The sequence below is a fragment of the Paenibacillus tritici genome (assembly GCF_013204885.1).
Classification (GTDB): domain Bacteria; phylum Bacillota; class Bacilli; order Paenibacillales; family Paenibacillaceae; genus Paenibacillus_AQ; species Paenibacillus_AQ tritici.
This window is the reverse complement of record NZ_JABMKX010000014.1, coordinates 1-23,138: the sequence shown is the minus strand read 5'-3', so window position 1 is coordinate 23,138 and position 23,138 is coordinate 1. Positions and strand designations below refer to the sequence as shown.

Annotated in this window: 23 protein-coding genes and 1 rRNA gene; 19 read left to right on the top strand and 5 right to left on the bottom strand. The window is 53.9% G+C overall.

Features of this window, described 5'->3' with window-relative positions; translation table 11 throughout:
• The first annotated feature begins 64 nt into the window (after nucleotides 1–64).
• The 6 genes from HQN87_RS23585 (at nucleotide 65) to HQN87_RS23560 (ending at nucleotide 6,309) form a co-directional block, all read left to right on the top strand.
• The gene (locus HQN87_RS23585; RefSeq protein ID WP_173138296.1) at nucleotides 65–1,036 is read left to right on the top strand and encodes an ABC transporter permease; all 972 of its coding nucleotides are present in this window, start codon (nucleotides 65–67) and stop codon (nucleotides 1,034–1,036) included.
• Nucleotides 1,037–1,095: 59 nt separating this feature from the next.
• Nucleotides 1,096–2,055, top strand: a complete 960-nt coding sequence (locus HQN87_RS23580; RefSeq protein WP_173138484.1) for an ABC transporter permease — start codon at nucleotides 1,096–1,098, stop codon at nucleotides 2,053–2,055.
• Nucleotides 2,022–3,038, top strand: a complete 1,017-nt coding sequence (locus tag HQN87_RS23575; RefSeq protein ID WP_173138294.1) for an ABC transporter ATP-binding protein — start codon at nucleotides 2,022–2,024, stop codon at nucleotides 3,036–3,038. The genes HQN87_RS23580 and HQN87_RS23575 overlap by 34 nt, the downstream gene beginning before the upstream one ends.
• The gene (locus HQN87_RS23570; protein ID WP_173138292.1) at nucleotides 3,035–4,060 is read left to right on the top strand and encodes an ABC transporter ATP-binding protein; all 1,026 of its coding nucleotides are present in this window, start codon (nucleotides 3,035–3,037) and stop codon (nucleotides 4,058–4,060) included. The genes HQN87_RS23575 and HQN87_RS23570 overlap by 4 nt, the downstream gene beginning before the upstream one ends.
• Nucleotides 4,061–4,252: 192 nt before the next feature.
• Nucleotides 4,253–5,632: a hypothetical protein gene (locus HQN87_RS23565; protein WP_173138290.1), complete on the top strand. Its 1,380-nt coding sequence runs from the start codon at nucleotides 4,253–4,255 to the stop codon at nucleotides 5,630–5,632.
• 23 nt (nucleotides 5,633–5,655) lie between these two features.
• Nucleotides 5,656–6,309, top strand: coding sequence for a M48 family metallopeptidase (locus HQN87_RS23560; RefSeq protein WP_173138288.1), 654 nt, complete (start codon nucleotides 5,656–5,658; stop codon nucleotides 6,307–6,309).
• Nucleotides 6,310–6,339: 30 nt separating this feature from the next.
• Here the strand turns inward: HQN87_RS23560 and HQN87_RS23555 are convergent, their stop codons facing one another.
• A complete protein-coding gene (locus HQN87_RS23555; protein WP_173138286.1) occupies nucleotides 6,340–7,215 on the bottom strand; it encodes a GNAT family N-acetyltransferase in 876 nt (291 codons plus the stop codon).
• Between the two features lie 244 nt (nucleotides 7,216–7,459).
• On the opposite strand from HQN87_RS23555, the gene HQN87_RS23550 reads away from it, so the two are divergent.
• The 6 genes from HQN87_RS23550 (at nucleotide 7,460) to HQN87_RS23525 (ending at nucleotide 13,187) form a co-directional block, all read left to right on the top strand.
• A complete protein-coding gene (locus HQN87_RS23550) occupies nucleotides 7,460–9,385 on the top strand; it encodes an asparagine synthase-related protein (protein ID WP_173138284.1) in 1,926 nt (641 codons plus the stop codon).
• 30 nt (nucleotides 9,386–9,415) lie between these two features.
• Nucleotides 9,416–9,541 carry a paeninodin family lasso peptide gene (locus tag HQN87_RS23545; protein ID WP_173138282.1) on the top strand — a complete coding sequence of 42 codons (126 nt, stop codon included), beginning with the start codon at nucleotides 9,416–9,418 and terminating at the stop codon, nucleotides 9,539–9,541.
• A 137-nt stretch (nucleotides 9,542–9,678) separates the two neighbouring features.
• Nucleotides 9,679–10,617: a phosphoenolpyruvate carboxykinase (ATP) gene (locus HQN87_RS23540; protein WP_173138264.1), complete on the top strand. Its 939-nt coding sequence runs from the start codon at nucleotides 9,679–9,681 to the stop codon at nucleotides 10,615–10,617.
• The gene (locus HQN87_RS23535) at nucleotides 10,614–10,919 is read left to right on the top strand and encodes a lasso peptide biosynthesis PqqD family chaperone (RefSeq protein ID WP_173138262.1); all 306 of its coding nucleotides are present in this window, start codon (nucleotides 10,614–10,616) and stop codon (nucleotides 10,917–10,919) included. The genes HQN87_RS23540 and HQN87_RS23535 overlap by 4 nt, the downstream gene beginning before the upstream one ends.
• Nucleotides 10,916–11,374, top strand: a complete 459-nt coding sequence (locus HQN87_RS23530; protein ID WP_173138260.1) for a lasso peptide biosynthesis B2 protein — start codon at nucleotides 10,916–10,918, stop codon at nucleotides 11,372–11,374. Before HQN87_RS23535 ends, HQN87_RS23530 begins: the two co-directional genes overlap by 4 nt.
• Before the next feature lie 13 nt (nucleotides 11,375–11,387).
• Entirely contained in the window at nucleotides 11,388–13,187 is a 1,800-nt protein-coding gene (locus HQN87_RS23525) for an ABC transporter ATP-binding protein (RefSeq protein ID WP_173138258.1), read from the top strand.
• 205 nt (nucleotides 13,188–13,392) lie between these two features.
• On the opposite strand, the gene HQN87_RS23520 is transcribed toward HQN87_RS23525, so the two are convergent.
• Nucleotides 13,393–14,589 carry a nucleotidyltransferase domain-containing protein gene (locus HQN87_RS23520; RefSeq protein ID WP_173138256.1) on the bottom strand — a complete coding sequence of 399 codons (1,197 nt, stop codon included), beginning with the start codon at nucleotides 14,587–14,589 and terminating at the stop codon, nucleotides 13,393–13,395.
• A gap of 227 nt (nucleotides 14,590–14,816) precedes the next feature.
• Between HQN87_RS23520 and HQN87_RS23515 the strand changes: the two genes are divergently transcribed.
• Nucleotides 14,817–15,521 (top strand): DUF554 domain-containing protein, encoded by a 705-nt coding sequence (locus tag HQN87_RS23515; RefSeq protein WP_173138254.1) that lies wholly within the window; start codon nucleotides 14,817–14,819, stop codon nucleotides 15,519–15,521.
• A gap of 20 nt (nucleotides 15,522–15,541) precedes the next feature.
• Here the strand turns inward: HQN87_RS23515 and HQN87_RS23510 are convergent, their stop codons facing one another.
• Nucleotides 15,542–16,438: an NADP-dependent oxidoreductase gene (locus HQN87_RS23510; RefSeq protein ID WP_173138252.1), complete on the bottom strand. Its 897-nt coding sequence runs from the start codon at nucleotides 16,436–16,438 to the stop codon at nucleotides 15,542–15,544.
• A gap of 148 nt (nucleotides 16,439–16,586) precedes the next feature.
• Here HQN87_RS23510 and HQN87_RS23505 point away from each other — a divergent pair, with 148 nt between their 5' ends.
• From HQN87_RS23505 to HQN87_RS23495, 3 genes are all read left to right on the top strand, one after another.
• Complete coding sequence (locus HQN87_RS23505) at nucleotides 16,587–17,840, top strand: MFS transporter (RefSeq protein WP_173138250.1); 1,254 nt, start codon at nucleotides 16,587–16,589, stop codon at nucleotides 17,838–17,840.
• Nucleotides 17,841–17,955: 115 nt separating this feature from the next.
• The gene (locus tag HQN87_RS23500) at nucleotides 17,956–18,396 is read left to right on the top strand and encodes a HEAT repeat domain-containing protein (protein ID WP_173138248.1); all 441 of its coding nucleotides are present in this window, start codon (nucleotides 17,956–17,958) and stop codon (nucleotides 18,394–18,396) included.
• A 75-nt stretch (nucleotides 18,397–18,471) separates the two neighbouring features.
• On the top strand, nucleotides 18,472–19,044 hold the full coding sequence (locus tag HQN87_RS23495) for an SMI1/KNR4 family protein (protein WP_173138246.1): 573 nt from the start codon (nucleotides 18,472–18,474) through the stop codon (nucleotides 19,042–19,044).
• Nucleotides 19,045–19,212: 168 nt separating this feature from the next.
• On the opposite strand, the gene HQN87_RS23490 is transcribed toward HQN87_RS23495, so the two are convergent.
• Nucleotides 19,213–20,754, bottom strand: coding sequence for an acetate--CoA ligase (locus HQN87_RS23490; RefSeq protein ID WP_173138482.1), 1,542 nt, complete (start codon nucleotides 20,752–20,754; stop codon nucleotides 19,213–19,215).
• Nucleotides 20,755–20,992: 238 nt separating this feature from the next.
• Between HQN87_RS23490 and HQN87_RS23485 the strand changes: the two genes are divergently transcribed.
• Together HQN87_RS23485 and HQN87_RS23480 are read left to right on the top strand one after the other, a co-directional pair.
• Nucleotides 20,993–21,532: a GNAT family N-acetyltransferase gene (locus HQN87_RS23485; RefSeq protein WP_216857425.1), complete on the top strand. Its 540-nt coding sequence runs from the start codon at nucleotides 20,993–20,995 to the stop codon at nucleotides 21,530–21,532.
• A 126-nt stretch (nucleotides 21,533–21,658) separates the two neighbouring features.
• Nucleotides 21,659–22,375 (top strand): stalk domain-containing protein, encoded by a 717-nt coding sequence (locus HQN87_RS23480; RefSeq protein WP_173138244.1) that lies wholly within the window; start codon nucleotides 21,659–21,661, stop codon nucleotides 22,373–22,375.
• A gap of 138 nt (nucleotides 22,376–22,513) precedes the next feature.
• Here the strand turns inward: HQN87_RS23480 and HQN87_RS23475 are convergent, their stop codons facing one another.
• Entirely contained in the window at nucleotides 22,514–22,639 is a 126-nt protein-coding gene (locus HQN87_RS23475) for a DUF4023 family protein (RefSeq protein ID WP_173138241.1), read from the bottom strand.
• Nucleotides 22,640–23,076: 437 nt separating this feature from the next.
• Here HQN87_RS23475 and HQN87_RS23470 point away from each other — a divergent pair.
• Nucleotides 23,077–23,138: ribosomal RNA gene (locus HQN87_RS23470) — 16S ribosomal RNA — on the top strand; the annotation flags it as partial.

The following is a 23,138-nucleotide window of genomic DNA, read 5'->3' as shown; positions in this document are numbered from 1 at the left end:
CCTTTTGTATAACCGGGGGAGTCTTCCGTAATCTATCGCCTTACCATCTCTAGGAGGATAGCCTATGACAGAATATCTGATACGCCGAGTGCTTCAATCGGTATTGGTCATTTTTTTGATCACCATACTAACCTTTCTTCTCATCCATGCAGCACCGGGCGGACCGACTCAAGTGATGCTGGCTCCGGGCTTGTCCCCGGAAATTTTTGAGCAGCAAGCCAAGAACCTTGGGCTGGATCAGCCTGTTCCGGTACAGTATGTGCGCTGGATCGGCGACCTGCTGCAAGGTGACTTGGGTTACACCTTCAAGAACCATATTGCGATCTCAGACCTGCTCTGGCCGCGTATCGGCAATACCGTGATCCTGATGGGGGCGGCTTGGCTGGTATCGCTGCTGATCGCCATACCTTGGGGAATCTACAACAGTACCAAAGTGTATGGAATATCGGATCAAACGGCTTCATTCCTCTCTTATCTGGGCTTCGCCATGCCGACCTTCTGGTTCGGGATTCTGCTGCAGCAATGGCTGTCGCTCAAGCTGGACTGGTTCCCTCTATCGGATATGTATTCAAGAGGGAAAGAAGGAAATCTAGGTGATTTATTCATGCATCTGGTGTTGCCGGTAACCGTGCTGGCACTTGGTTTCCTGGCATCTTATATGAAGTACGCGCGGGCCAGTATGCTGGAGGTGCTCGATCAGGATTATATCCGCACGGCACGGGCCAAAGGTGTGAAGGAACGTAAGGTAGTCTTCCGCCATGCACTGCGTAATGCGCTGATTCCGATCATTACCATACTCGGCCTTGATCTTCCTCTGCTGGTGGGCGGGGCCGCACTAACAGAGAATGTATTCAACTGGCCGGGAATGGGCCGTTGGTTCGTGGAGATGGCAAGTGCGCGCGAATATTCGGCACTGATGTCTGTCACTATAGTGACGGCTGTTATGGTCGTCATCGGCAATCTCCTGGCAGATATACTGTATGTCGTAGTCGATCCCCGGGTGAAGCTCGGTAAGCAAGGGGGCAAAGCAGCATGAGTAAAGGGAATATAGAGCTAACCAAAGGGAAGGTATCCAAGCCGCTGGGAACACCGGATATGAATCCGATGCCCGGGGGGACTGACCCGGAGATTCCGGTAGTGGATTCCAAGCGGCCTCCGGGTCCCTGGAGAGTGTTGTGGAAGAAATTCTCGCGCAATCCGTTTGCGATGGGCGGTCTGATCGTACTGCTTATATTTGTAATCATTGCGCTCCTCGCTCCGCGCCTGACCCCATATAGTCCGGAAGCCATTGACCTGATGTTTGCCAATCTGAAGCCGGGCGCGGAAGGCCATGTACTTGGCACCGATGAGCTGGGCCGTGATATTCTTACCAGACTGCTGTACAGTGCACGTGTCTCGCTGCTCATCGGCTTCTCCGTTGCGTTTGTTTCTGTAGCGGTCGGATCGGTGATCGGGGCGATCTCCGGTTACTTCGGCGGATTCGTGGATACGGTGTTCATGCGCATTGTTGATGTGATGAACTCGGTGCCATCCTTGTTCCTTAATATCCTGGTTATGGCCCTGTTTGGCACACAGATTAAATTCATGATTCTTATTCTGGCATTTACCAGCTGGATGAGTATTGCCCGGCTGGTCCGCGGGACCTTCCTGCAGCTGCGTGAAATGCAGTATGTAGAGGCGGCCCGGGCCATTGGAGTCTCCAGCTGGGGAATTATATTCCGGCATCTGCTCCGGAATGCAAGCTTCCCGATTATTGTCAACGCGACTCTGATGGTCGGCGGCGCGATTCTGAGCGAATCCGCATTGTCGTATCTGGGACTCGGTATCCAGGCTCCGGCCACAAGCTGGGGACTGATGCTCAGTAATGCTCAGGAATTCATGCTGGTTGACCCGATGCAGGCAGTCTATCCGGGCGTGTGCATCCTGCTGGTAGTCTTGGCAGTTAACTTCATCGGCGACGGAATCCGGGATGCGCTCGATCCCAGACAGCAAGTGACCAAATCCTGGAGGAGGCTCGCGCAATGGCGGAAAAACTACTCGAAATCCAGAAGCTGACCGCCGGCTTTGCGGCAGAGAAGGGGCTGCTCAAAGCAACCGACGGCATCTCCCTTACAGTAGACAAGGGTCAGACGGTCTGTATTGTCGGAGAATCCGGCAGCGGCAAAAGTGTAACCTCGCTGGCCATCATGCGGCTGATTGATTATGCAGGCGGGATGATCCTGGATGGACAGATTAACTTCCATGGACAGGATCTGGCGGCGAAGAGCCAGGAAGAGATGCGGCGAATCCGCGGCAACCAGATCGCGATGATCTTCCAGGACCCGATGTCCTCGCTCAATCCGGTATTTACGATAGGGGAACAGATCGCTGAGAGTCTGCGGCTCCACCAGAACAAAAGTGATGCTGAGGCTATGAAGCTGGCCGTGGATCTGATCCGGCTGGTCGGTATTCCGGCCCCGGAGATCCGCGCCAAGCAGTATCCGCATGAGCTGTCCGGCGGGATGTGCCAGCGTGTAGTCATTGCGATTGCGCTGGCGTGTAACCCTGAGCTGCTGATTGCCGATGAGCCGACAACCGCGCTTGATGTGACCGTGCAGGCACAGATTCTGGATCTGCTGCGCAAGCTTCAGTCAGAGCTTGGGATGTCCATCCTGCTCATCACCCATGACATGGGGGTTGCTGCCGAGATGGCAGACCGTATTGCTGTCATGTATGCCGGTGCCATCGTGGAGGAGGGAACTGTTGAGGAGATTTTCGACCGTCCCAGCCATCCGTATACGGTTGGGCTGCTCCAGTCGATACCGGGGTTCGAGGGCGGCCGGGGAGGGGAGCTGTATACCATCAGCGGAACGATTCCGCCGATTGGCCAGCTGCCTGGGGGCTGCCGCTTCCATCCGCGCTGTCCCCATGCGGTGGATCTCTGCAGGAACCAGGAGCCGCCGGATTTCATGATCTCTGACGATCACCGTACCGCTTGCTGGCTGTTCAAGGATAAGCCGGTTCTGGCGGACTACAGCGATGAGGTGAAACGCGCATGATGAATAAGACAGCAAGCTTACCGCAGCTTCCGCCATCGCCTTCTTCGGAAGTGCTGCTGGAAGTTAAGGATATTAAGAAGTACTTCCCGATTACCAAAGGACTGCTTAACCGGACAGTTGGACAGGTCAAAGCGGTAGATGGCGTTAATCTGTCCATCCGCCAAGGAGAGACCTTCGGCCTGGTCGGGGAATCCGGCTGCGGCAAATCGACCTTCGGGCGGGTGCTGCTCCGGCTGCAAAGTGCGACCGGAGGGCAGGTGTTATTCAAAGGCAAGGATATTCATTCGCTGCGTTCGGGTGATATGCGGAAGCTGCGGGAAGAGATGCAGATTATCTTCCAGGACCCGTTCGGCTCGCTGAATCCGCGCTTTCTCGTCAAGGATATCATCGGGGAGCCGCTGCGCATTCACCGGAATATGCCCGCTAAGCTTATAGATGCCCGGGTGGTCGAGCTGATGGAGCTGGTAGGTCTGGATGCCAGCCGCCGGAACCGTTACCCGCATGAATTCTCCGGCGGACAACGCCAGCGGATTGGCATCGCCCGGGCGATTGCGCTGAATCCGAAATTTATTGTGGCTGATGAGGCTGTATCTGCACTGGATGTATCGGTTCAATCCCAGGTCATCAATCTGCTGATGAAGCTGCAGAAGGAGCTGGGCTTAACCTTCCTGTTCATTGCACATGGTCTTAACGTAGTCCGCCATATCTCGGACCGCGTTGGGGTCATGTACTTGGGCAAGCTGGTGGAGGTGGGGGAGACCGAGGAGCTGTTCGCGGCTCCGCTGCATCCGTACACGGCTGCCTTGCTCTCGGCCATCCCCAAGCCGACGCCAAGACGCAAGCAGGACCGCATTGTGCTGGAGGGGGATGTGCCTTCCCCGGCCAATCCGCCGTCCGGCTGCCGGTTCCATACCCGCTGCCCGTTTGTGCAGGACAAATGCCGCCAGGTGGAGCCGCTGCTTGAAGAGGTTGTTCCAGGCCGTCCGGTGGCCTGTCATTTCCCGTTGCTGGCCCACTCCTGATGGATTAAGGATTGCCATAGGTTATGTCAAAGAGGAACGCTGCTGAATGATGCGGCGTTCCTCTTTGCGTGTCATGCCGTAATAAACTAATCATTGTGTTACACGCCTATCTATAAGAAAATGAGAAAAAGGCGGATTCTTATAATTCCAGTCCTAATCAAGAACGCAACGGATGCGGAACCGGAGGCAATGGTGAAAAAAGTAAACACAGCAATTTCAGCACTCTTCATACTGGTAATGATCGTAGCCGTCTGGGTCTGGGCAGTGTCCGTGCATACCTGGACCCCCATGGGAACACTGGCCTCCCTGCTCTGCCTGACGTTGTTTATATGGACAGGCCTGCGGGCCATTCCCGCTCTGACGGGATACATCATCCGGCCTTATGCAACGGAAGCGGCAATTGGAGACGACTCGCAGGAGGAACGTCAGCGGACATGGTGGAGGATTGTGCTGTGGGTGGTGGCGAGCCGCGTACTGCTGATCCTGGTGGCTTATGTATTCTGGGTACTTAAAGAGGGAGGCGCCGAGAGCTTATTCTCCCGCTTCATCGACATCTGGCATATCCGCGGAATTGACGCGATGTCGTATCTGGGCATTGCCGAGCGGTGGTATGTTACGGAAGGAGACCCGAGATTCCACATCGTATTTCTGCCGCTCTTTCCGGTGGCTATCAAGCTGGCGCAGTTCTTCACGGGCAGCTATATGGCTGCCGGTTTTGCCGTAGCCAATCTGTGCACCCTTACGGCGGCATTGTTCGCTTACGAGCTGGCCCGGCTGGATATGGGACGCAGGAATGCCCTGCGCGTCGTGAAGTATATTTTCATCTTTCCATCGGCGTTCTTCTTTTTCATTCCCATGACGGAGGCGCTGTTCCTGCTGCTCTCCCTGATGGCTCTGTATTATGTGCGCAAGAAGCGCTGGCTGCTGGGCTGCCTGTGTGCTGCCCTGGCCGGCTTCACCCGTTCGCCGGGGATTCTGCTGGCCGTGCCGATTGCCGTGGAGTTCGCCCGGGATCTGGCCGCTGGTTACAGGCAGATGGACCGCAAGGCTTTTACCAACAGGCTGATCTTGGCGGGGGTCTCCCTGGTTACCGTCTCCTTCGGTCTGCTGGCCTATCTCTACATCAATTACAATGTGACGGGCAACGCGTTCCAGTTCAGTATTTATCAGCGGGAACACTGGTCCCAGCGGTTCTACTTCTTTTTCGATACGGTGAAATATCAGATGGAGTATGCCGTGAATACCTTCAAGGATGCGGATTACCGTTCCTTCCTGGGGCTGTGGCTGCCGAATCTGACAGGGATCTTCCTGGTCCTCTTCCTGATGATCCGCAGCGCGAAGAAGCTTAATCCCGCCTACATGGCGTACATGATCGTCTATTTCGTTTACGTGGTGGCCCCGACCTGGTTGCTGTCCGCTCCGCGTTACTTCGCTGTAGCTTTTCCGCTGGCCTTCGCGGCTGTACTGTTGACTGAAGATAAGAAATGGAAAGATACTGTGCTGACCTCACTATTCATTGCGGGCGGGCTGCTGTATCTGGCAGTGTTTGTATCCGGGTATCCGGTCTATTAGAAATTACAGAAATGATGGTGGCTATGCAGATTCAACTAGAAGATCAGATGATTACGCTACATGTCCAGTATGCCAAGCGCAAGAAGATTTCCGTTACCGTGGACGGCTCGGATCTCATTACCGTGAAGGCTCCTAAGGGAACAAGTGAAGAGATCATTCTTGGTGCGGTAGAAGGCCTAGGCCCGAAGATTCTGGAGAAGCTGCGCAGCAATGCAGCGGCCCGGCAGGTGCCGAAGGTCAAGGCGTATCAGGGGGAGGAAGCTTATCTGTATCTGGGGAAGGAGTACGCGCTGCATGAGCTGATTGCGGTGGATCAGAGGGATGCGGAGGAGCTGAAGCTTGCGCTGAAGAAGTTCTATATAGCCAGCCTCAAAAAAATAGTCGCGCAGCGCATCACCCCTTATCAGACCCGGCTCAAGGTGAAGCCCAAAAGTATCGAAATTGTGGAATCGCGGACTAAGTGGGGGAGCTGCAGCTTCGATGCCAAGCTGACGTTCAACTACCGCCTTGCCATGGCGCCGCCTGAAGTGATCGACTATGTCATTGTTCATGAGCTGTGTCATCTGCTGCATATGAATCATGACCGTTCCTTCTGGCGGCGCCTGGGAAGTATAATGCCGGACTACAAGGAGAAGGAGGCTTACCTGGCCCGGCAGGGGCAGTTCATGACACTGTAACCTCTGCAAGCGGAAGAGTGCTGCTTAAGCTTAAGCGATGGATGTAGACGGATGTTTGGCGTTCACCACATACTCCAGGCTTCCGTGAGTCCTTACGAATAAGCCGCTTGGATAACTGCTGCTTGCCAGCGTAAGGTCCGGGTCATCCGGGGTGAAATGGAAGGCGATAGTCTCCGTCCCGTTGTCTGCAAGCTTCAAGGCAATCTCACGGATGGAGACGGGCTCTGTACTGATGAGATCATGGATCTCTAACCGGCCGTTCTCCTGCTGGCAGATGGCGATGACCTTCTCATTCTCCAGGTAATAGAGCTCCTCGCTGAAGACGTTCAGGCAGTAGAACATCAGCAGTCCATAGGCGCCGCTGACGCCAAGACGCTCAGATACCGGGATTCGCTGCTTCCCAAGGCTGGTGATCAGCTTCAGATCCTCCTGGCTAGCCAGATCCAGCTTGCGGATTGCCGCAGACCCGGCAGAGCCCGGAGGGCAGTCCATGGTGAAGATCTTCTCTTCCACCGGACGGAATCCGAACTTGGGATAGAAGTCCAGCACCGTATCATTGGCAAAAAGATACATGAACTCACACGCTTGCCCGTAATCCTCCAGCACTTTGTTCATGAGCCGGGAGGACAGGCCCCGTCCCCGGTAATCTGGATGAGTCATCACCGTCCCGATCTGCACAGCGCGGGACTTCACACCATTAATCACCAGCTCCAGCAGACTCACGGAGACATTCGCTACGACCCGGTTCCCCTCTATGTATGAATAAGGAATGTACCCTTCATTCCAGAAGCCCCCCTCATACCAGCGCTCCAGTTCAAGCTCGAACGTATCGGCAGCCAGCTCGAAGAAGCTGTTTCTTAGCGGCTCATTGCTTTTATAATCCTTAATAAATTCTAATTCCTTCATGTTCTATCCTCTCTATTAAATATATTTGTCTTCATTAGTATAAGGTATTCCTTGTCCCGGGTCATTTTTGAGAGAATCATTACCATATATTTTCACTATAGTCAATACGCTAAAGGATACCTAAAAGTACTCTCTGGTACTATTCACATTTAAGGGGTAGAACGTTATCTTAGGTAGTAAGAAGTGTTCACTATTAAGAATCTAAGAATCGGTATTGAATATACAGACAGCTGGAGGTCATACCATGAGCGCAATCGCCGGGATCTACTCTATGCAGCATGGGCCGCTGGACCCGGAGCTCGGACCGCGTCTTATGCAGCAGCTGCAGCGTTATCCGGCGGACGATTCCAGAGGCTGGATGGCGGAGGGAGTGTTCCTCGGCTGCCACGCGCAGTGGATTACCCCGCAGTCACGGGACGAGCGGCTTCCCTATTATGATCCGCAGCGGAATCTTGCGATTGTGGCTGACGCTATCATTGATAACCGCAGTGAACTATTCGGACAACTTCAGGTTGTCCGGGAGGATTGGGATTCCATTCCCGATAGCCTGCTGATTCTGCTGGCCTATGAGAAATGGGGGGACCAGGCTCCGGTTCATCTGATCGGAGACTTCGCCTTCATGATCTGGGATGCGGACAAGCAAAGGCTGTTTGGAGCCAGAGATTTCTCAGGCACCCGGACGTTGTACTTTCACCGCTCCGGCAGCCGGTTTTCCTTCTGCACCGTGATTCATCCGTTACTCACTATAATGGATGGCGGGCCGGGCCTGAATGAAGACTGGGTCTCGGAGTATCTGGCGGGCCAAGGCCGGACGGATGTGGCCGATATGTTCTCCACGGTGTACCAGGGCGTGCAGCAGCTGCCCCCGTCCCATTCGATGACGGTCAGTGCGAAGGGGATTACGTTCTCCCGCTACTACACCTTCCAGACTCCGTCTCCACTGAAGCTGCGCAGCAATGGCGAATATGAGGAGGCGTTCCGTGAGGTGTTCGGGCGTGCCGTCAGTGACCGGCTGCGTACCCACCTTGCCGTTGGCGCCAATCTTAGCGGGGGGCTGGATTCCGGCTCGGTGGTGAGCTTTGCTGCCGAGGAGCTTCGCCGCTCCGGCAAGCCGTTATACACCTTCAGCTCCTATCCGCTGGATAACTTCACCGGGTTCAAGCTGGGCCAGCGGGTAACGGATGAGCGTCCTTATATTCAGGAGACCATCGACTATGTCGGGAACATTAAGCCCAGCTTTTTGAATTTTCCTGACCGCAGCTCTTATGGCGAGATTGACGAATGGCTGGATATTATGGAGATGCCCTACAAATTTATAGAGAATTCTTATTGGCTCAAAGGCATATATGAACAAGCGCAGCTGAAGGATGCCGGTATTCTGCTCAGCGGACAACGGGGCAACTGGAGTATCTCCTGGGGACCTGCCTTGGATTATCATGCGAAGCTGCTAAGGGAGTTCCACTGGTTCTCCTTCTACCGCGAGAATAAGCTGTACAGCCGTACGATGGGTGCCAGCCGCAAAAGAATGCTGAAGCTCGTCAGCCGCAAGGTATTCCCTGGTCTCGGGGGGCTGGTCTCCGGGAAGCAGGAGGCTCCGCTGGAGCTGATCCATCCTGAATTCGCACGGCGGACAGGAGTGCAGGAGCGGCTGAAGGAGCTTGAGAAGCCGCTGGAATCTCAGACGGTATACGATATCCGCAGAGAGCATTTTCAGCAGCCGCATGTCTGGAATGTGAATGGAACAGCGGCTACCAAGCTGTCTCTGAAGTACAGGGTATGGGATCGTGACGCTACGAATGATCTGCGTGTCATCAACTTCTGCATGTCGGTGCCTGAAGGGCAATACGTCCAGAACGGCGTGGACCGGTCGCTGATCCGCCGGGCGATGGAGGGACGGCTGCCCGATAAGGTCAGACTCAACCAGACCCGGCGCGGTATCCAGGGGGCGGACGGAATTACACGTATGCTGCCCCAGTGGGAGAGCTTCCAGCAGGAGCTGAGGGAGATGCTTCAAGACCCCCGCACTTCGTCTTACCTGAATCATACCGGGCTCGCCGGATGCTTGGACCGGCTGGGTAGTGAGCCCGCACCATTATTAATATTCAACACAGATTTCCGCCTTCTTACACGAGGACTAGTGTTCTACCGCTTCCTGAAGCGGCTGACCTGAAGGACGTTTCTTGAAAGGGGGTGACAAACTATGAAAAAGGAATACAGCAAGCCTGCATTGGAAGTATTGGATGTTAAAATGACTATGGCTGGTCCTGGGATCGCCATTGCCGACTCCTTCCAAGCGGATCCGGAAGAGATCGTCAGTCACTCCTAATCTGCTTTTTGCAACTCACAGCCCTCATCCCTCTTAGCTTGCTGGAGGGGGATCAGGGCTGTCCCCATATCTACAATACAAGAACTGCTCATCCGCATAAGAAGACGGGTGAAATTGACAAAGATGGAGTGAACAGTATGGCTGGCACAGTGCAATGCCTCGGATACAAGGCCTTTGGTCTGCAGATCCTCAGTGAGTTCCCGTTGCCGGAACTTTCCCGTACGGATCACCCCGGAAGGATAGGCAGCATCTTTGTTGCTCAAGGCAGCTTGTCGGAGCGATGGGAAGCGATACCGAAGATTTCACCGAACCTCGGCATAGCGGAGAATGAAGTTATGTTTATGGTGAAGGGCACCGCTATCTTTTCCATACAGAATGGCACTACCATTACAGTATCTCCCGCAGCAGACGCCGATCCGGATAGCATCCGCTTGTTCATTCTGGGCAGCTGTATGGGGGTTGTGCTGATGCAAAAAGGGATACTGGCTCTTCATGGCAGCGCGCTTGTTCTGGACAATAAGGCTTATGCGCTGGTTGGGCGCTCGGGTGCGGGCAAGTCTACACTCGCCTCCTATTTAATGGATCAGGGCCATCTCCTGGTCAGTGACGACGTTATTCCCGTGTTGGTGCATAATGGACATCCATTAGCTGTTCCAGGTTATCCGCAGCAGAAGCTGTGGCAGCAAAGCCTGGACTATTTGGGAATGAATTCGTCTGCGTATCGTCCGCTGTTCCAGCGGGAGACCAAGTTTGCCGTGCCGGTGCATGACCGGTTCCAGAGTGAACCGCTGCCGCTGGCCGGAATATTTGAACTGTCTGTAGTCCAGGACGGGCCGGTGGCGGTAGAGGCGGTCAGCGGACTGGAACGGCTGCATACCTTATACAATCATACCTATCAAAAAGCGCTGGTAGACCCTATGGGTGTCCGGGAATGGCATTTCGGCATGCTGGCCTCGTTTGTTAACCGTCTGCCGATGTACCGGCTGACCCGCCCCGAGCAGGGCTTCAGTGCACCGCAGCAGACGGAATTGATATTTGAGACGATTACGCAAAAGGTGAAGGAGATGAACCTATGAACATGAATACCACAGAGGTGCTGTCGCTTGATTCGGTGCTGGTTCAGCGGGAAGGCAATATCGCCAGTGATATGGACGGCGAGAAGGTTATGCTGAATGTGAAGAACGGCAAGTATTACAACCTGGGCGAAGTGGGCGGAGAGATCTGGGAGGCTCTGGCTTCACCGGTGTCTATCCGCCGGATTGCCGAGGTGATGCAGGAGATCTTTGAGGTTCCGGCGGAGCTGGCTCAGCAGGATGTAACTGATTTTGTGCAGAATCTGCTGAATGAGGATCTTGTTGCCGTCGTCAGCGGGCCATGATGACCCTCCGGCGTATCGGTTTACTGCTGAAGTATGACAAGGCCGCGCTGGCGCTGATTCCTGAAGCGTTATGGCGGCTTTTGCTGGTTAGAATCCAGCTCTTCTTCCCCTTTGCCAAGACGGCCCCGCAGCTTGGGGTGAAGTCCCTGGAGACCCCTGAGGTATCCAGAGAAGCCGATATTCCCCGCATCCGGCAGATCACCAAGGCCATTCGGGTCATCAGCCGTTATACTCCCTGGAAAAGCACCTGTATGGTCCGTGCGGTAGCCGGCCTGAAGATGCTGGAGAAGCGGGGCATTGAGAGCACCCTGTATATGGGGGTGGCCCGTGATAAGCAAGGCAAGATGATTGCCCATGCCTGGCTGCGCAGCGGAGCCCATTATGTGTCCGGGGATGACGCCATGCAGGGATTCGTGGTAGTGGAGAAGTTCGCCAAGGTGTTACAAGCCGAGTAATCGAGGTGGGTCTATGCAAGCGATAATCTACTATGTCCGGCAGCTTCAGCGGTTGTCGGGAGTGAAGTTATATCTGAATCTGTTCGGCATGGTGATCAGCGGCCTGCTGGAGAGCTCTGCCATTCTGCTGCTTGTTCCCATGCTTGGCATGGCAGGCATACAGCTGGGGGGCACGGCTGCGGCCGGTTTCCAGCTCCCGATGCTAGGCTTCATCAACGATTTGTCACAGACCACAGCGCTGCTGCTGGTGCTGGGCAGTTATGTTGCGATTGTCCTCTTCCAGAATCTGATCTCACGATTCGTGGCGATCCGCAATGTGGAGATTCAGCAATCCTACGGCAGACAACTGCGGTATGAGGTCTACAGCGCGTTGCTGCGGGCGGAGTGGTCTTTTTTTCTGAAGAAGCGCACCTCCGATCTGATCAATATGATGACCACAGAGCTGGCCAGGGTGCTTGCGGGCATCAGCTGCTTCCTGCAGTTCCTCACTTCGCTGCTGTTCACCCTTGTGCAGATCGGCTTCGCCTTCTGGCTGTCCCCCAAGATGACGCTCGCGGTTCTTGTCTGCGCCGCCCTGCTGTCCATATTCTCCCGGCGGTTTATCCGTAAGGCGAAGAAGCTGGGCAGCCGCAGCACAGAGCTGGGCAAGACGTATTTGGGCGGAATCACAGATCAGCTGAACGGCATCAAGGATATCAAAAGCAATAATCTGGAGCAATCCCGGCTGGAATGGCTGCATGCCTTCACCGGAGAGGTGAAGCAGGAGCAACTGGACTACACGCGGCTGCGTTCCAACTCTCAGCTCCTGTATAAGCTGTCCTCTACGCTACTGATTGCCGTATTTATCTTCGTATCCTTCCGGTTTATGCAAGTGGAGGGGCCAAACCTGCTGCTGGTCATTCTGGTGTTTACCCGGCTGTGGCCGACCTTCTCCACCCTGCAGTCACTGATGGAGCAGTTGGCCTCCGTATTGCCTTCATTCAAACAACTGCAATTGCTGCAGGATGAATGTCTGGCTGCTGTCGAGCATAGTGCGGATCAAGGCGCAGAGCCGGTGCAGCCTATGACTCTGAAGCATGGTCTGGAGGCCCGGAATGTCGATTTCCGTTATCATGCCAGTGAGCCGCAGTATTCCCTTCAGAAGGTAAACGTGGAGATTCCCGCCAGGAAGATGACGGCGATTGTCGGGCGTTCGGGTGCCGGTAAAAGCACGCTCGTCGATCTGCTCATGGGACTGATGCAGCCCGAGAACGGGGAGATTCTGGCGGACGGCGAGCCGATCACAGGAGAGCGGCTGCTCGCCTACCGGAGATCCATCGGGTATGTGGCGCAGGACCCTTTCCTGTATAACGCGACCATCCGCGATAATCTGATGATGATCAAGCCGGATGCAGAGGAAGCGGAGCTGTGGGAGGCGCTGGAGTTCGCCTCTTCGGCGGACTTTGTCCGCAAGCTGCCGGACGGACTGGATACGCTGCTTGGCGACCGCGGCGTACGCCTGTCAGGCGGAGAGCGGCAGCGTCTGGTGCTGGCGCGAGCGATTATCCGTAAGCCGTCGATTCTTGTGCTCGATGAGGCGACCAGCGCGCTCGATACCGAGAACGAGAAGCGGATTCAGGAAGCGCTGGAGCGGCTGAAGGCTTCGGTGACGGTGATCGTCATTGCCCACCGCCTGTCCACGATCCGGGGAGCCGATCAGATTCTGGTCATCGACCAGGGCCGGGTTATTCAGCAGGGCGTCTATAGCGGACTGGCCTCAGAGAAGGGCGGCATGTTCAGCCGCTTGCTTAGCGGTCAGGAGGAGGCTGGATAGGTGAGGGCGCTGGATATAGAGACGTATTTTCACAGAAAACCGAAAACAATTTACGGCCACTAGGGTACAGGGGCAGGATATATCGCTGTCCGGCAGGAGACTTGGAGTATTTACTATTGTTCTTAAGATTACCCGCCGTACAAAAAAGGCACGTGCTGCATTTAACTAGCAGCATGTGCCTTTCTGTGTGCAGTGGTGAGCCGCGTTAATTCTCCTTGTCCACACCCGTTACCTTCCGCCAGCTCCACAGCAAAGGACGCAAGGGGAAATATAAGAAATGCAGCATCGTCGGCAGCGGCAGGGTCTTCGCATCCGCTGCGTAGGGATAGAAGAAGCTGGCGGAGCGGAGCATCCGGTTCCCGGGGGAGAGAATGCTCGGCAGATATCTGTTGAAGTGCTGCTCGACCTCCGGCTCCAGCGGAGGGGTGTTCAGATTCACGATCCGCGGGAGATAGAACAGGACATCCTGTGCCAGCCTGCTCGCCTTGGGGCTGTCCATCAGAGAGGATAAGCCCGGAGCAATCTGCGTCTCCAGCAGCTCTGTTGCCAGAATCAGCGTCTGGCCGCCCACAGCGCTGTGATTGTAGCGTTGCAGCAGGCGGGTCAGCCGCGCGGAGTCGGGTGGCTGCTGTCCCTGCACCAGCATCTTGATATCATGCAGCCATCTAAGCCTGGACCAGGCGTGTCTGGCTCCATGCACAGCCAGGAACATGAATAGATCCTCAGGGCCCAGATAGTGGACATTCTGGCCGAAATGGCTGCTGGTCCGCGAATGTTTCCACAGCTCGTCGAACGCAGGTTCCTTGGCCGGCCCCGGTCCTAATCTCCAGTGCAGCTCCAGGTTTATTTTGCTGACGGGATGAATGAACGTGGAGTGATGCTCCCGCCATTTCCAGTCTCCCAGTACGCTCTCAAATTTCTCTTCCTTCTCATAGCCCAGCCCGATCAGCAAGGTCTCGGCATCCTCCAGCTGTTCTATCGGCACCAGGAAATCAAGATCCCGCGAGGTGCGTTGTGAGAGATCGCCGTACAGCTCGTGCCCAAGCACCGGCCCTTTGAGGAAAAGACAGCGGATATTAATCCCGGCCAATTGATTGGCGATATTACCCATCTCACCGCTGAGCTGGAGCATCTGGACCGTATTTCTGCGGTATTGCCATTTCAACTGCTCCAGCACATTGGAAGGGACCACCTTCTCCTCCATCCGGCTGAGCCTGGGGTAGAGGTAAGGGTATACCCGGTGATGCCGGTTAAGCTCCACGAATAAGTCCCAGTTCAGACCTGTGAACAGCTGCGGATTCTGCCGCGCCGTCTCATCTGGATTCCCGGAATTCAGAAGTGCAAGAATCAGGTGGACTTCCTTAGATAAGCTTGCCTTATTAAGAGTATTCCGGTCCGTCATAGTGACTCTCCTTACCTGATTTTGAACAAGTCCGCACCGGATTTGTTCTATTAAAAGAATGATATTAGTGAGCGTACCATCGTTAACAGAAATTTGTCAATTTCTCAGCCCGGGTGTTCCTATGCTTATGTATCCTGCCGGCCAATAATAGTCTTGACTCATGAATGCCTGCTGCCCTTATAATGCAGAAGTACAAGAGAAATGATGGATGGGAGAACTGTTGAGGAATGGTACTGCTGGGAGCGATAGTGAATGGAATGGCAATAATCTTCGGAACCCTGCTGGGGAAGCTGCTGGAGCGCATACCGGAGAGTATGAAGAATACAGTGATGAATGCGATTGGACTGGCGCTTATGTTGCTGGGGGTGCAGATGGGGCTACGGAGCGAGAATTTCCTAATTGTCATCCTCAGTCTCGTAATCGGCGCTGTGGCCGGGGAATGGATTAACATTGAAGACAAGTTCAAGCGGGCGGGAGATTGGCTGGAGCGCAGGGCAGGAGCGGGCCGGCAGGGAAGCCTCTCCCTGGGGTTTGTTACGGCAAGTCTGGTCTTTGTTGTGGGGGCGATGGCTATACTAGGATCGCTGGACAGCGGGATCAAAGGCAATCATGAGATTCTCTATACCAAAGCCATCATGGACGGCTTCATCGCCATGATTCTGACTTCCACGCTGGGCATTGGTGTCATGTTCTCGGCCATTCCTGTTGTGCTATATCAAGGGGCAATCGCTTTACTTGCTACACAGATCACCCGCTTTGTCCCTGATGCGCTGCTGAACGACTGTATTGCAGAGATGACCGCCGCAGGCGGGGTGATGATCATAGGTATCGGGCTGAATCTGCTCGGCATTACCAAGATTAAGGTAGCTAACTTGCTGCCCGGCATCCTTGTGGCTGTGCTGTTGGTCATACTGGTACATAACTTTCGATAAAATACAGCTGATGCTCTCCCTCACTCTTTAATAGTAATAGCAACAACACCCTGCGCCTGCCCGCTTAGAGCGAGCGCATGGGCGCTGTGCAGTCCTTCCTCGCTGAACGGGAAGGACCCGCCGATCAGCAGCTCCAGCTTCCGCCCAGCTGTAAGCCGGGCCAGCTCCGACAGCTGGAAGGGATCGGCAGTGGGAGTGATATACGCTGCATGGATGCCTAGCTGTGTGGGCTGGACCGGATCGGGCGGCTGAGCGGTGGAGATCAGCCTTCCGCCTGGAGCGAGCACCGCGAAGCTCCTGCCCAGTATAGCGCCTCCTGCGTTATCAATCACCACATCAATGCTCTGCCCCAGAATGGCAGCGAAATCCTGTTCGCCGCCGCCGCTGTTCATCGCCTGATCTGCCCCAAGGCCCCAGACCACATCCAGCTCTGCATCGCTGCTGATGGTAGTAATCACCGTGGCTCCCCGGAGCTTGGCTAGCTGCACCGTGAAGCTGCCGGTCCCGCCCGCGCCGTTATGCACCAGCACACGGTCCCGGCTGGAGACCCGGGCAGAAGCCAGCGCCTGCCAGGCAGCAAGTCCGGCAGCGGGTAAGACTCCGGCCGCTTGGAAGGATAACCCTTGAGGCTTAAGTGCAAGTTCATCCTCCCTCGCCAATATATATTCAGCATAACAACTGCTCTGCACCGCGGATTTTAATCCGAATACCTCGTCACCAGGCTTGAAGCGCTTCACCGCCCTGCCGATGTCTACCACTATTCCGGCTACGTTCATTCCCGGCTTCATGTCTGCCGAATGAACGGAAGTGGCCCGCAATTCAACCAGTACTTCATATTCACTGGGAACGGGCAGAGGCAGCTCAATTTCCGTTAAGATCCCGGACGGGCTGGACTCATGAATGGCAATGGCTCTCATTTTGTATGCCTCCTTTTACTGCTGGCGGATTCGTCTGTCCATACTATACTTTTGCAGATCATTGAAGTCAAAATCAGTATCCAACGCAATCTGAACTATGCTAGAATATGACTCGAAAGTGCTAAGAAAGAGGAGGAATCCCCTGACCATGAACATGCACTGGAAGAAAAACATTACCTTATTCCTCGCCAGCCAGACCCTCTCGTTATTCGGATCTTCGCTCGTCCAATATGCGATTCTCTGGTATATTACCCTGAATACACAGTCAGGAGTAATGATGACATTGTCGATTATCTGCGGCTTTGTACCGATGTTTCTGCTGTCGCCCTTTGCAGGAGTGTGGGCGGACCGTTACAGCCGCAAATGGCTGATCGTCCTCTCGGATTCCATTATCGCAGCTTCCACGCTGATTCTGGCGCTGTTATTCCTGCTCGGCTACGATGAGCTGTGGATGCTGTTTGTGGTATCTGCCGTGCGGGCGCTGGGGGGCGGGGTACAGACTCCGGCCGTGGCGGCCATGCTGCCGCAGCTGGTGCCGGAAGACAAGCTGACGAGAATCGGCGGAATCAACGCCAGTATTCAGTCCATGGTGATGCTGCTGTCTCCGATGCTGAGCGGGGCGCTGCTGACCATGGCCAGTATAGAAATTATATTTTTCGTTGATGTGATTACGGCTGCTGCAGCTGTTCTGACGATGTTCTTCTTCGTGCGGGTACCGGTTCATGCCAAAGCTGCTGCTGAGCAGACGTTAAGTTACCTGGAGGATCTGCGCCAGGGCTTCAGTTATATCCGGCAGCATGCGTATATTAGAAGCTTTTTTATCTTCTGTGCCTTTTTCTTCGTGCTCGCCGCTCCCGTGTCGTTCCTGACACCGCTTCAGGTGACGCGGACCTTTGGCGGGGATATCTGGCGGTTAACCGCCATTGAGATTACGTTCTCCATCGGGATGATGCTTGGCGGTCTGCTGATGGCAGCGTGGCCGGGCTTCCGTAACCGGGTTCACACCATGACCATGTCGGCCCTTGCCGTCGGGTTATGTACTTTTGCTCTGGGAGTCATTCCGGTGTTCTGGATCTATCTTGGCGTAATGGCGCTTGTGGGGCTGGCGCTGCCGTTCTTCAACACCCCCTCCACAGTTCTGCTGCAGGAAAAGGTAGAGCCGGATTATCTGGGCCGGGTCTTCGGGGTGCTGGGCATGATCTCAAGTTCCATGATGCCGCTCGGCATGCTGGTCTTCGGGCCGCTGGCGGATCTGATCCGTATTGAATGGCTGCTGATGATTACGGGCATTCTGCTGTTCATTCAGGGTTTCTTCCTGCTGGGCAACAAGGTACTGATCGAGGCGGGCAAGCCAGCTGCTTGGCCTGAACCTGAGCCTGTTGCGGCCCGGGAAGCAGACTGAACTTTGCAGAATATTGCATATTCCCTCGAATGTTTGGACAAAAGATTGAAATCAAGGACTAGTGTACTGTAGAATTGCACTATATCAGATTTAACCAAGAAGGGGATTGTAAAGCTTGAATAACGAAGAAGTAATCCAAGAGCTGCCAGAGAATTATGAGGAACTGAAGAGAGCCGCCGGCCGCTCCGCAGACTGGAAAGCGCGTCTTGAAGCAGTGGAAGAGCTAGGCCGCTATAACCACAAACAAATTATTGATATCCTTAATCGTCTGATGATCAGCGATCCTGTATATACCGTTCAAGAAGCCGCGTACAACAAGCTGAGAGCCTTCGGTGAAGACGTCAAGGTCCCGTCGAAGAACAAAGCCGAACTGTTCAAAGGGGTCTCCAAGATTATTCTGCGTGTGAAGAAGAGTCTTCCCAAAGACCATTCTTACGAAGAGTTCAAGGAGAAGCTGAAGAAGATGCGAGTTGACGTCTACGATGCTTATGAAGGTGAGAAGGGCGAGAACTTCGATCAGTGGCTGGAACAAATGTGGATTTCGGCGACCAAATAGTCAGGACGCTGCAAGCGGAGAGAGAAGGAGCCATCCTTATCGCTCCGCTATATTTTTGTGAGGAAGGGTGATAACATGCTTACCGGTAAATTTCAGGAATTCCTTGAGCGATCCGCACAATTGCGGCCCGGCTACACCGCCAGTCTGGGGAAGGCCACGGCAGGGGGCAGTGCCGCTATTTCAGCGTATACTCCCGAAGTGCCTGCCCTTTTGCAGGCGGTCTATGATACCGTTCTGGGAACGGACAGCACCGAAGAAGATCCCAGTCTGCTGGAATTCATTCCAGGCTACCGGCTGATTCATATCGGGGAATACGGCCGTGAGATGAATGTGCTGTCAGGCATTCTGCAGGAGAAGGGGTATACAGGTCATGGAGTCGTGTTGCCGCTGCTGACGAACTACGGGAGTGATTACATCTGCTACTACCGTTCTGAGGAAGGCGTGGAGCGGGTATGTGATCTGCTGCATGACTACGGAGATCTGGTAGTGATGTACGATTCGCCGGAGAAGTTCCTGGAGACTCTGTGTGAATTCTATAAGCAGGAAGTTTATTTCCTGGATGAAGAGGGTTATCTAGACTGCGATTTGGTAACGGAAGGCGAGGTAGGCGCCGCGCTGAATCCGGATGCGAAATATTGGTCGGAGTAAGGCTATTCTGAGTTAAAATACAAAAAAGTCCCCGCCTCTACATCACGGTAGAGCGGGGCTTTTGCAGTTCCAGCTTCTCGCTATGCGGTGCCATCTTGTGATAGGTGACCAAGGCGTTCACGCTTGTTGAGCTGCCGGTCCCGCAGGACTTTCGAGCCCGGGGAGACCTTACTTCTCCGCGGCCTTCTTTTCCAGCTCACGCAGCTCGATTCTGCGGATCTTCCCGGAGGTGGTCTTCGGAAGATCTGTCAGGTATTCGATTTTGCGCGGGTACTTGTAGGGTGCGGTCTGTTCCTTAACATGGGCTTGCAGCTCTTTGGTCAGCTCCGCTGTCCCGGCGTGGCCGTCCTTGAGTACGACAAAAGCCTTGACGACCGAGCCGCGGATCTCATCTGGGCTTGCCACCACGGCGCATTCCTTGACGAGGTTATGCTTCATTAATGCTTCCTCCACCTCGAACGGTCCGATGGTGTAGCCGGAGCTGATGATGATGTCATCGCCGCGGCCCTCGAACCAGAAGTAGCCGTCTTCATCCCTCTGCGCCCGGTCGCCGGTTACGAAATACTCTCCATGCGAGCAGTTTGCTTTGCGCTCGGGATCTTTGTAGTAGCTCTGGAACAGAGCCGGCATACTCAGATGAACGGCAATATCCCCGACCACACCTGCTGGCAGCGGCTGGCCTGCCTCATCAATAACCTCGACAATGCCGGGAGCGATAGACTTGCCCATGGAACCGATTCGGATCGGTTCATCCTTCAGCGCCGCGATGATGAGTGTGCTCTCGGTTTGTCCATAGCCGTCGCGGATTGTAATATTGAAGTGTTGCTGGAATGTATGAATGACTTCCTGGTTCAGCGGTTCACCGGCGGATACGGCGCAGCGCAGATTAGACAGATCATATTGCGCCAGCCCTTCGGTCTTCGCCATCAGGCGGTACTCTGTCGGTGTGCAGCACAAGACCTGAATCTTTTCATCCTGCAGGAGCTGCAGGTAGCGGTCCGGATGGAACGGGCCGTTATAGACAAAGCCGGTCGCCCCATTACCGAGTACAGTCAGGAACGGACTCCAGATCCACTTCTGCCAGCCCGGTGCAGCTGTAGCCCAGACTGTATCCGATTCGCGGATATCGAACCAGAGGGAAGAGGTAATCCGCAGGTGGGCATATCCCCAGCCGTGTGTATGAACCACTGCTTTGGGATTGCCTGTAGTTCCCGAGGTATAGGCCAGGATGGCGATATCATCGCGGCGGCTGGCAACGGCAGGGAAGGAATCAGGTTGTCCTTCCATCAGACTCTCCAGGTCTACCCAGCCTGCTTCCGGCTCAGCTTCTCCGCCGGAGACGGACAGTCGGTAGTCCAGTGCAGGCAGGTCATCGGAGATTTTGTTCACTTCACCGGTAACCTCCGACCAGACGATAACTGCCCGGGCCTCGGAATGACGCAGACGGTAAGACAGATCCTTCGCCCGCAGCATTTCAGAGGAAGGGATAACAGCCAGTCCCAGCTTCAGACAGGCCAGATATATCGCGTAGGCGATGATACGGCGGGGCACCATGACCAGCACACGATCACCCTGCTTCAGCCCTAGTCCGGCCAGACCCCCTGCCAGACGGTTAGCCTGAGTCATGAGTGCGCCATAAGTGATTGTCTCCAGGTTCCCGTTCTCGTGTAACCATTTAATCGCAACCTTGTCAGCAGGGTGCTGCTCCATTTCCGAAGTAAGATTGTAGAATTCAGGTGCGATCCAGCGTTGATTATCCAAATGAACCTCTCCTATATAAACGTGATGATAGTTCTGATAACTATAGTATAGCACGATATCCTAGTACCAGATGCTAACTGACTGAAGGACACTGGAGAATGTTCTGTGACAGTCTTTATTCTACACATTCTGGGTACAATACAAACAGAACGCTTCCTATCGAAGCGGCAGAAAGCAGGCAGCAGCCATGGACAAGCAAACAACCATTAATGAAACAGAATTCAATGAGATATTCGCTATTATGGAAGCTTCTTTTCCGGTGAGTGAGCTTAGAACCTACAGCGGGCAGCGCGATTTGCTGAATCATCCCAATTATCATCTATATACCAGCAAGGATGCGGAGGGGAGGATACTGGCCTTTTTGGCGGCTTGGGAGTTTCCCGGGCTACGGTTTATTGAGCATATTGCGGTTAATCCCGCATTGCGGAGCGGAGGAATCGGCAACAAGCTGATGAGCAGCTACATCGCACGTTCGGGCAAGCCGGTGCTGCTTGAGGTAGAGCCGCCAGATGGCGAGCTGGAGCAGAGAAGGATCGGGTTTTATGAGCGGCTGGGCTTTCATCTGAATCCCTACGATTATATGCAGCCCCCGCTTCGTGCGGGACAAGCCGATCTGCCGCTGCGTATCATGACCTATCCTGAACCCGTTACAATGGAGGAATTCCACCGGTTCAGGGATATTCTGTACACGGATGTGTATCAAGTTAGCGGGCAGAGCCGTGTCTAGCTGCTGATTCATCGTCTGAATTACTTCTTTACAATCCGGATACAAGTTAGAAACAAGTTAATGGTTTAATTGATCTATAGCAAGGGACACACACACTAACATCACAACTAAGGGAGACGATAAGTAATGAAAAGCAAAAAAATGATTATAGCAACCATGGTATTCGGAATGGCGGTTACAGGCTCAGCCGGTGTATATGCAGGAACAAATATGCAGAAGATCACCGCATACCTCAATCACAGCATCGGTTTCAAAGTGAATGGAGCAGCCTACACACCACTGGACAACAATGGCAAAACATTGGCGCCAATCACTTATAAGGATACAACGTATCTTCCGGTACGGGCGATGGCAGATGCACTGAAGGTGCCGGTCACATTTAACGCCTCCACGAACGAGGTTACTCTGGGCAGCGGTTCGGGAACAACAACACCTGACAACGGTTCGGCGGTTAAGCTGACGGCAGTACAATACAGTGCAGCGCAGAAGGAACAGATTATCAAGGCTTTTGCCAACTACGAGGGGTTTGAGACTGCTTATGCCCCGACACAAATGATCAGCGGAGATGCCTTCCAGAAGGTTGCAGGCGGAGATGACGGTGTAAGCTTCCTGTTCAATAAAATGCGTGTGAATGTGTCTCCGCGTGATTATTCCTATGACTACGATGGAAGCACTGTGAAGCTCTCTAATGGAACAGAGGCGAAATGGTACACCCCTTCGGATACGCCTATGTTGACCTTCAAGCTGGCAGACCGGTTTGTGACCATCAGCTCACCGGACAAATCACTCAGCAAAGCGCAAATGGAGAAAGTGGCTGTAGGCGTAGCGAAATTGAGTAAATAATTACGACTGCTTCTAAATTCAGATACACATGTAAAAGGGATGTCCGCAGAGCCGTTAGAATAGGCCGCGCGGACATCCCTTGCTGTATTTTGGGACATGTTTTTGATTGAACGTTACCGGACGTTAACTGGAATTGTACTATTTATTGGTGCTATGTTGTTTATTCGCCAGGCGGGCGCCAGGAGATCCTTTACCACGGTTTCTGTTTTTCAGGGCTTTGCGCTGATTCTCCTGGAACTTCTCCACGAATTCATGTGTGTCCATTACAATCCTCCTGCCAATTTTGATTTAGATACATATGGGGTATTCTATCCATTCCCGCTAATAACATGCACTCTGAGGAGTGGAGGGAGTTGAGATCACTTGTTTCAAAATAATGCTTGCAATGAATCTCTATCCATGATATATTCTATTTCTGGCCGCGAAACATCAACGCCGAGCTCGAACAAGAAGTTGAAAAAAAGAGATTGCATTGATCGGTTGGATGTGATATATTATAAGAGTTGCTGGTGACGCGGTAAGCGGCGCTGACAACGAGCTTGATCTTTGAAAACTGAACAACGAGTGAGTATCGGAAATCACGAAAGTGAATTCCAAAAACGATGAATTTCACAGCGTCTTGACGCTTTAGAAATCTCATCGTAGAGAATGTAAATTCTCGTCAGATGTTTCAAAATGAGCAATCGCTCTTTCTAAATACCAATTTGGAGAGTTTGATCCTGGCTCAGGACGAACGCTGGCGGCATGCCTAATACATGCAAGT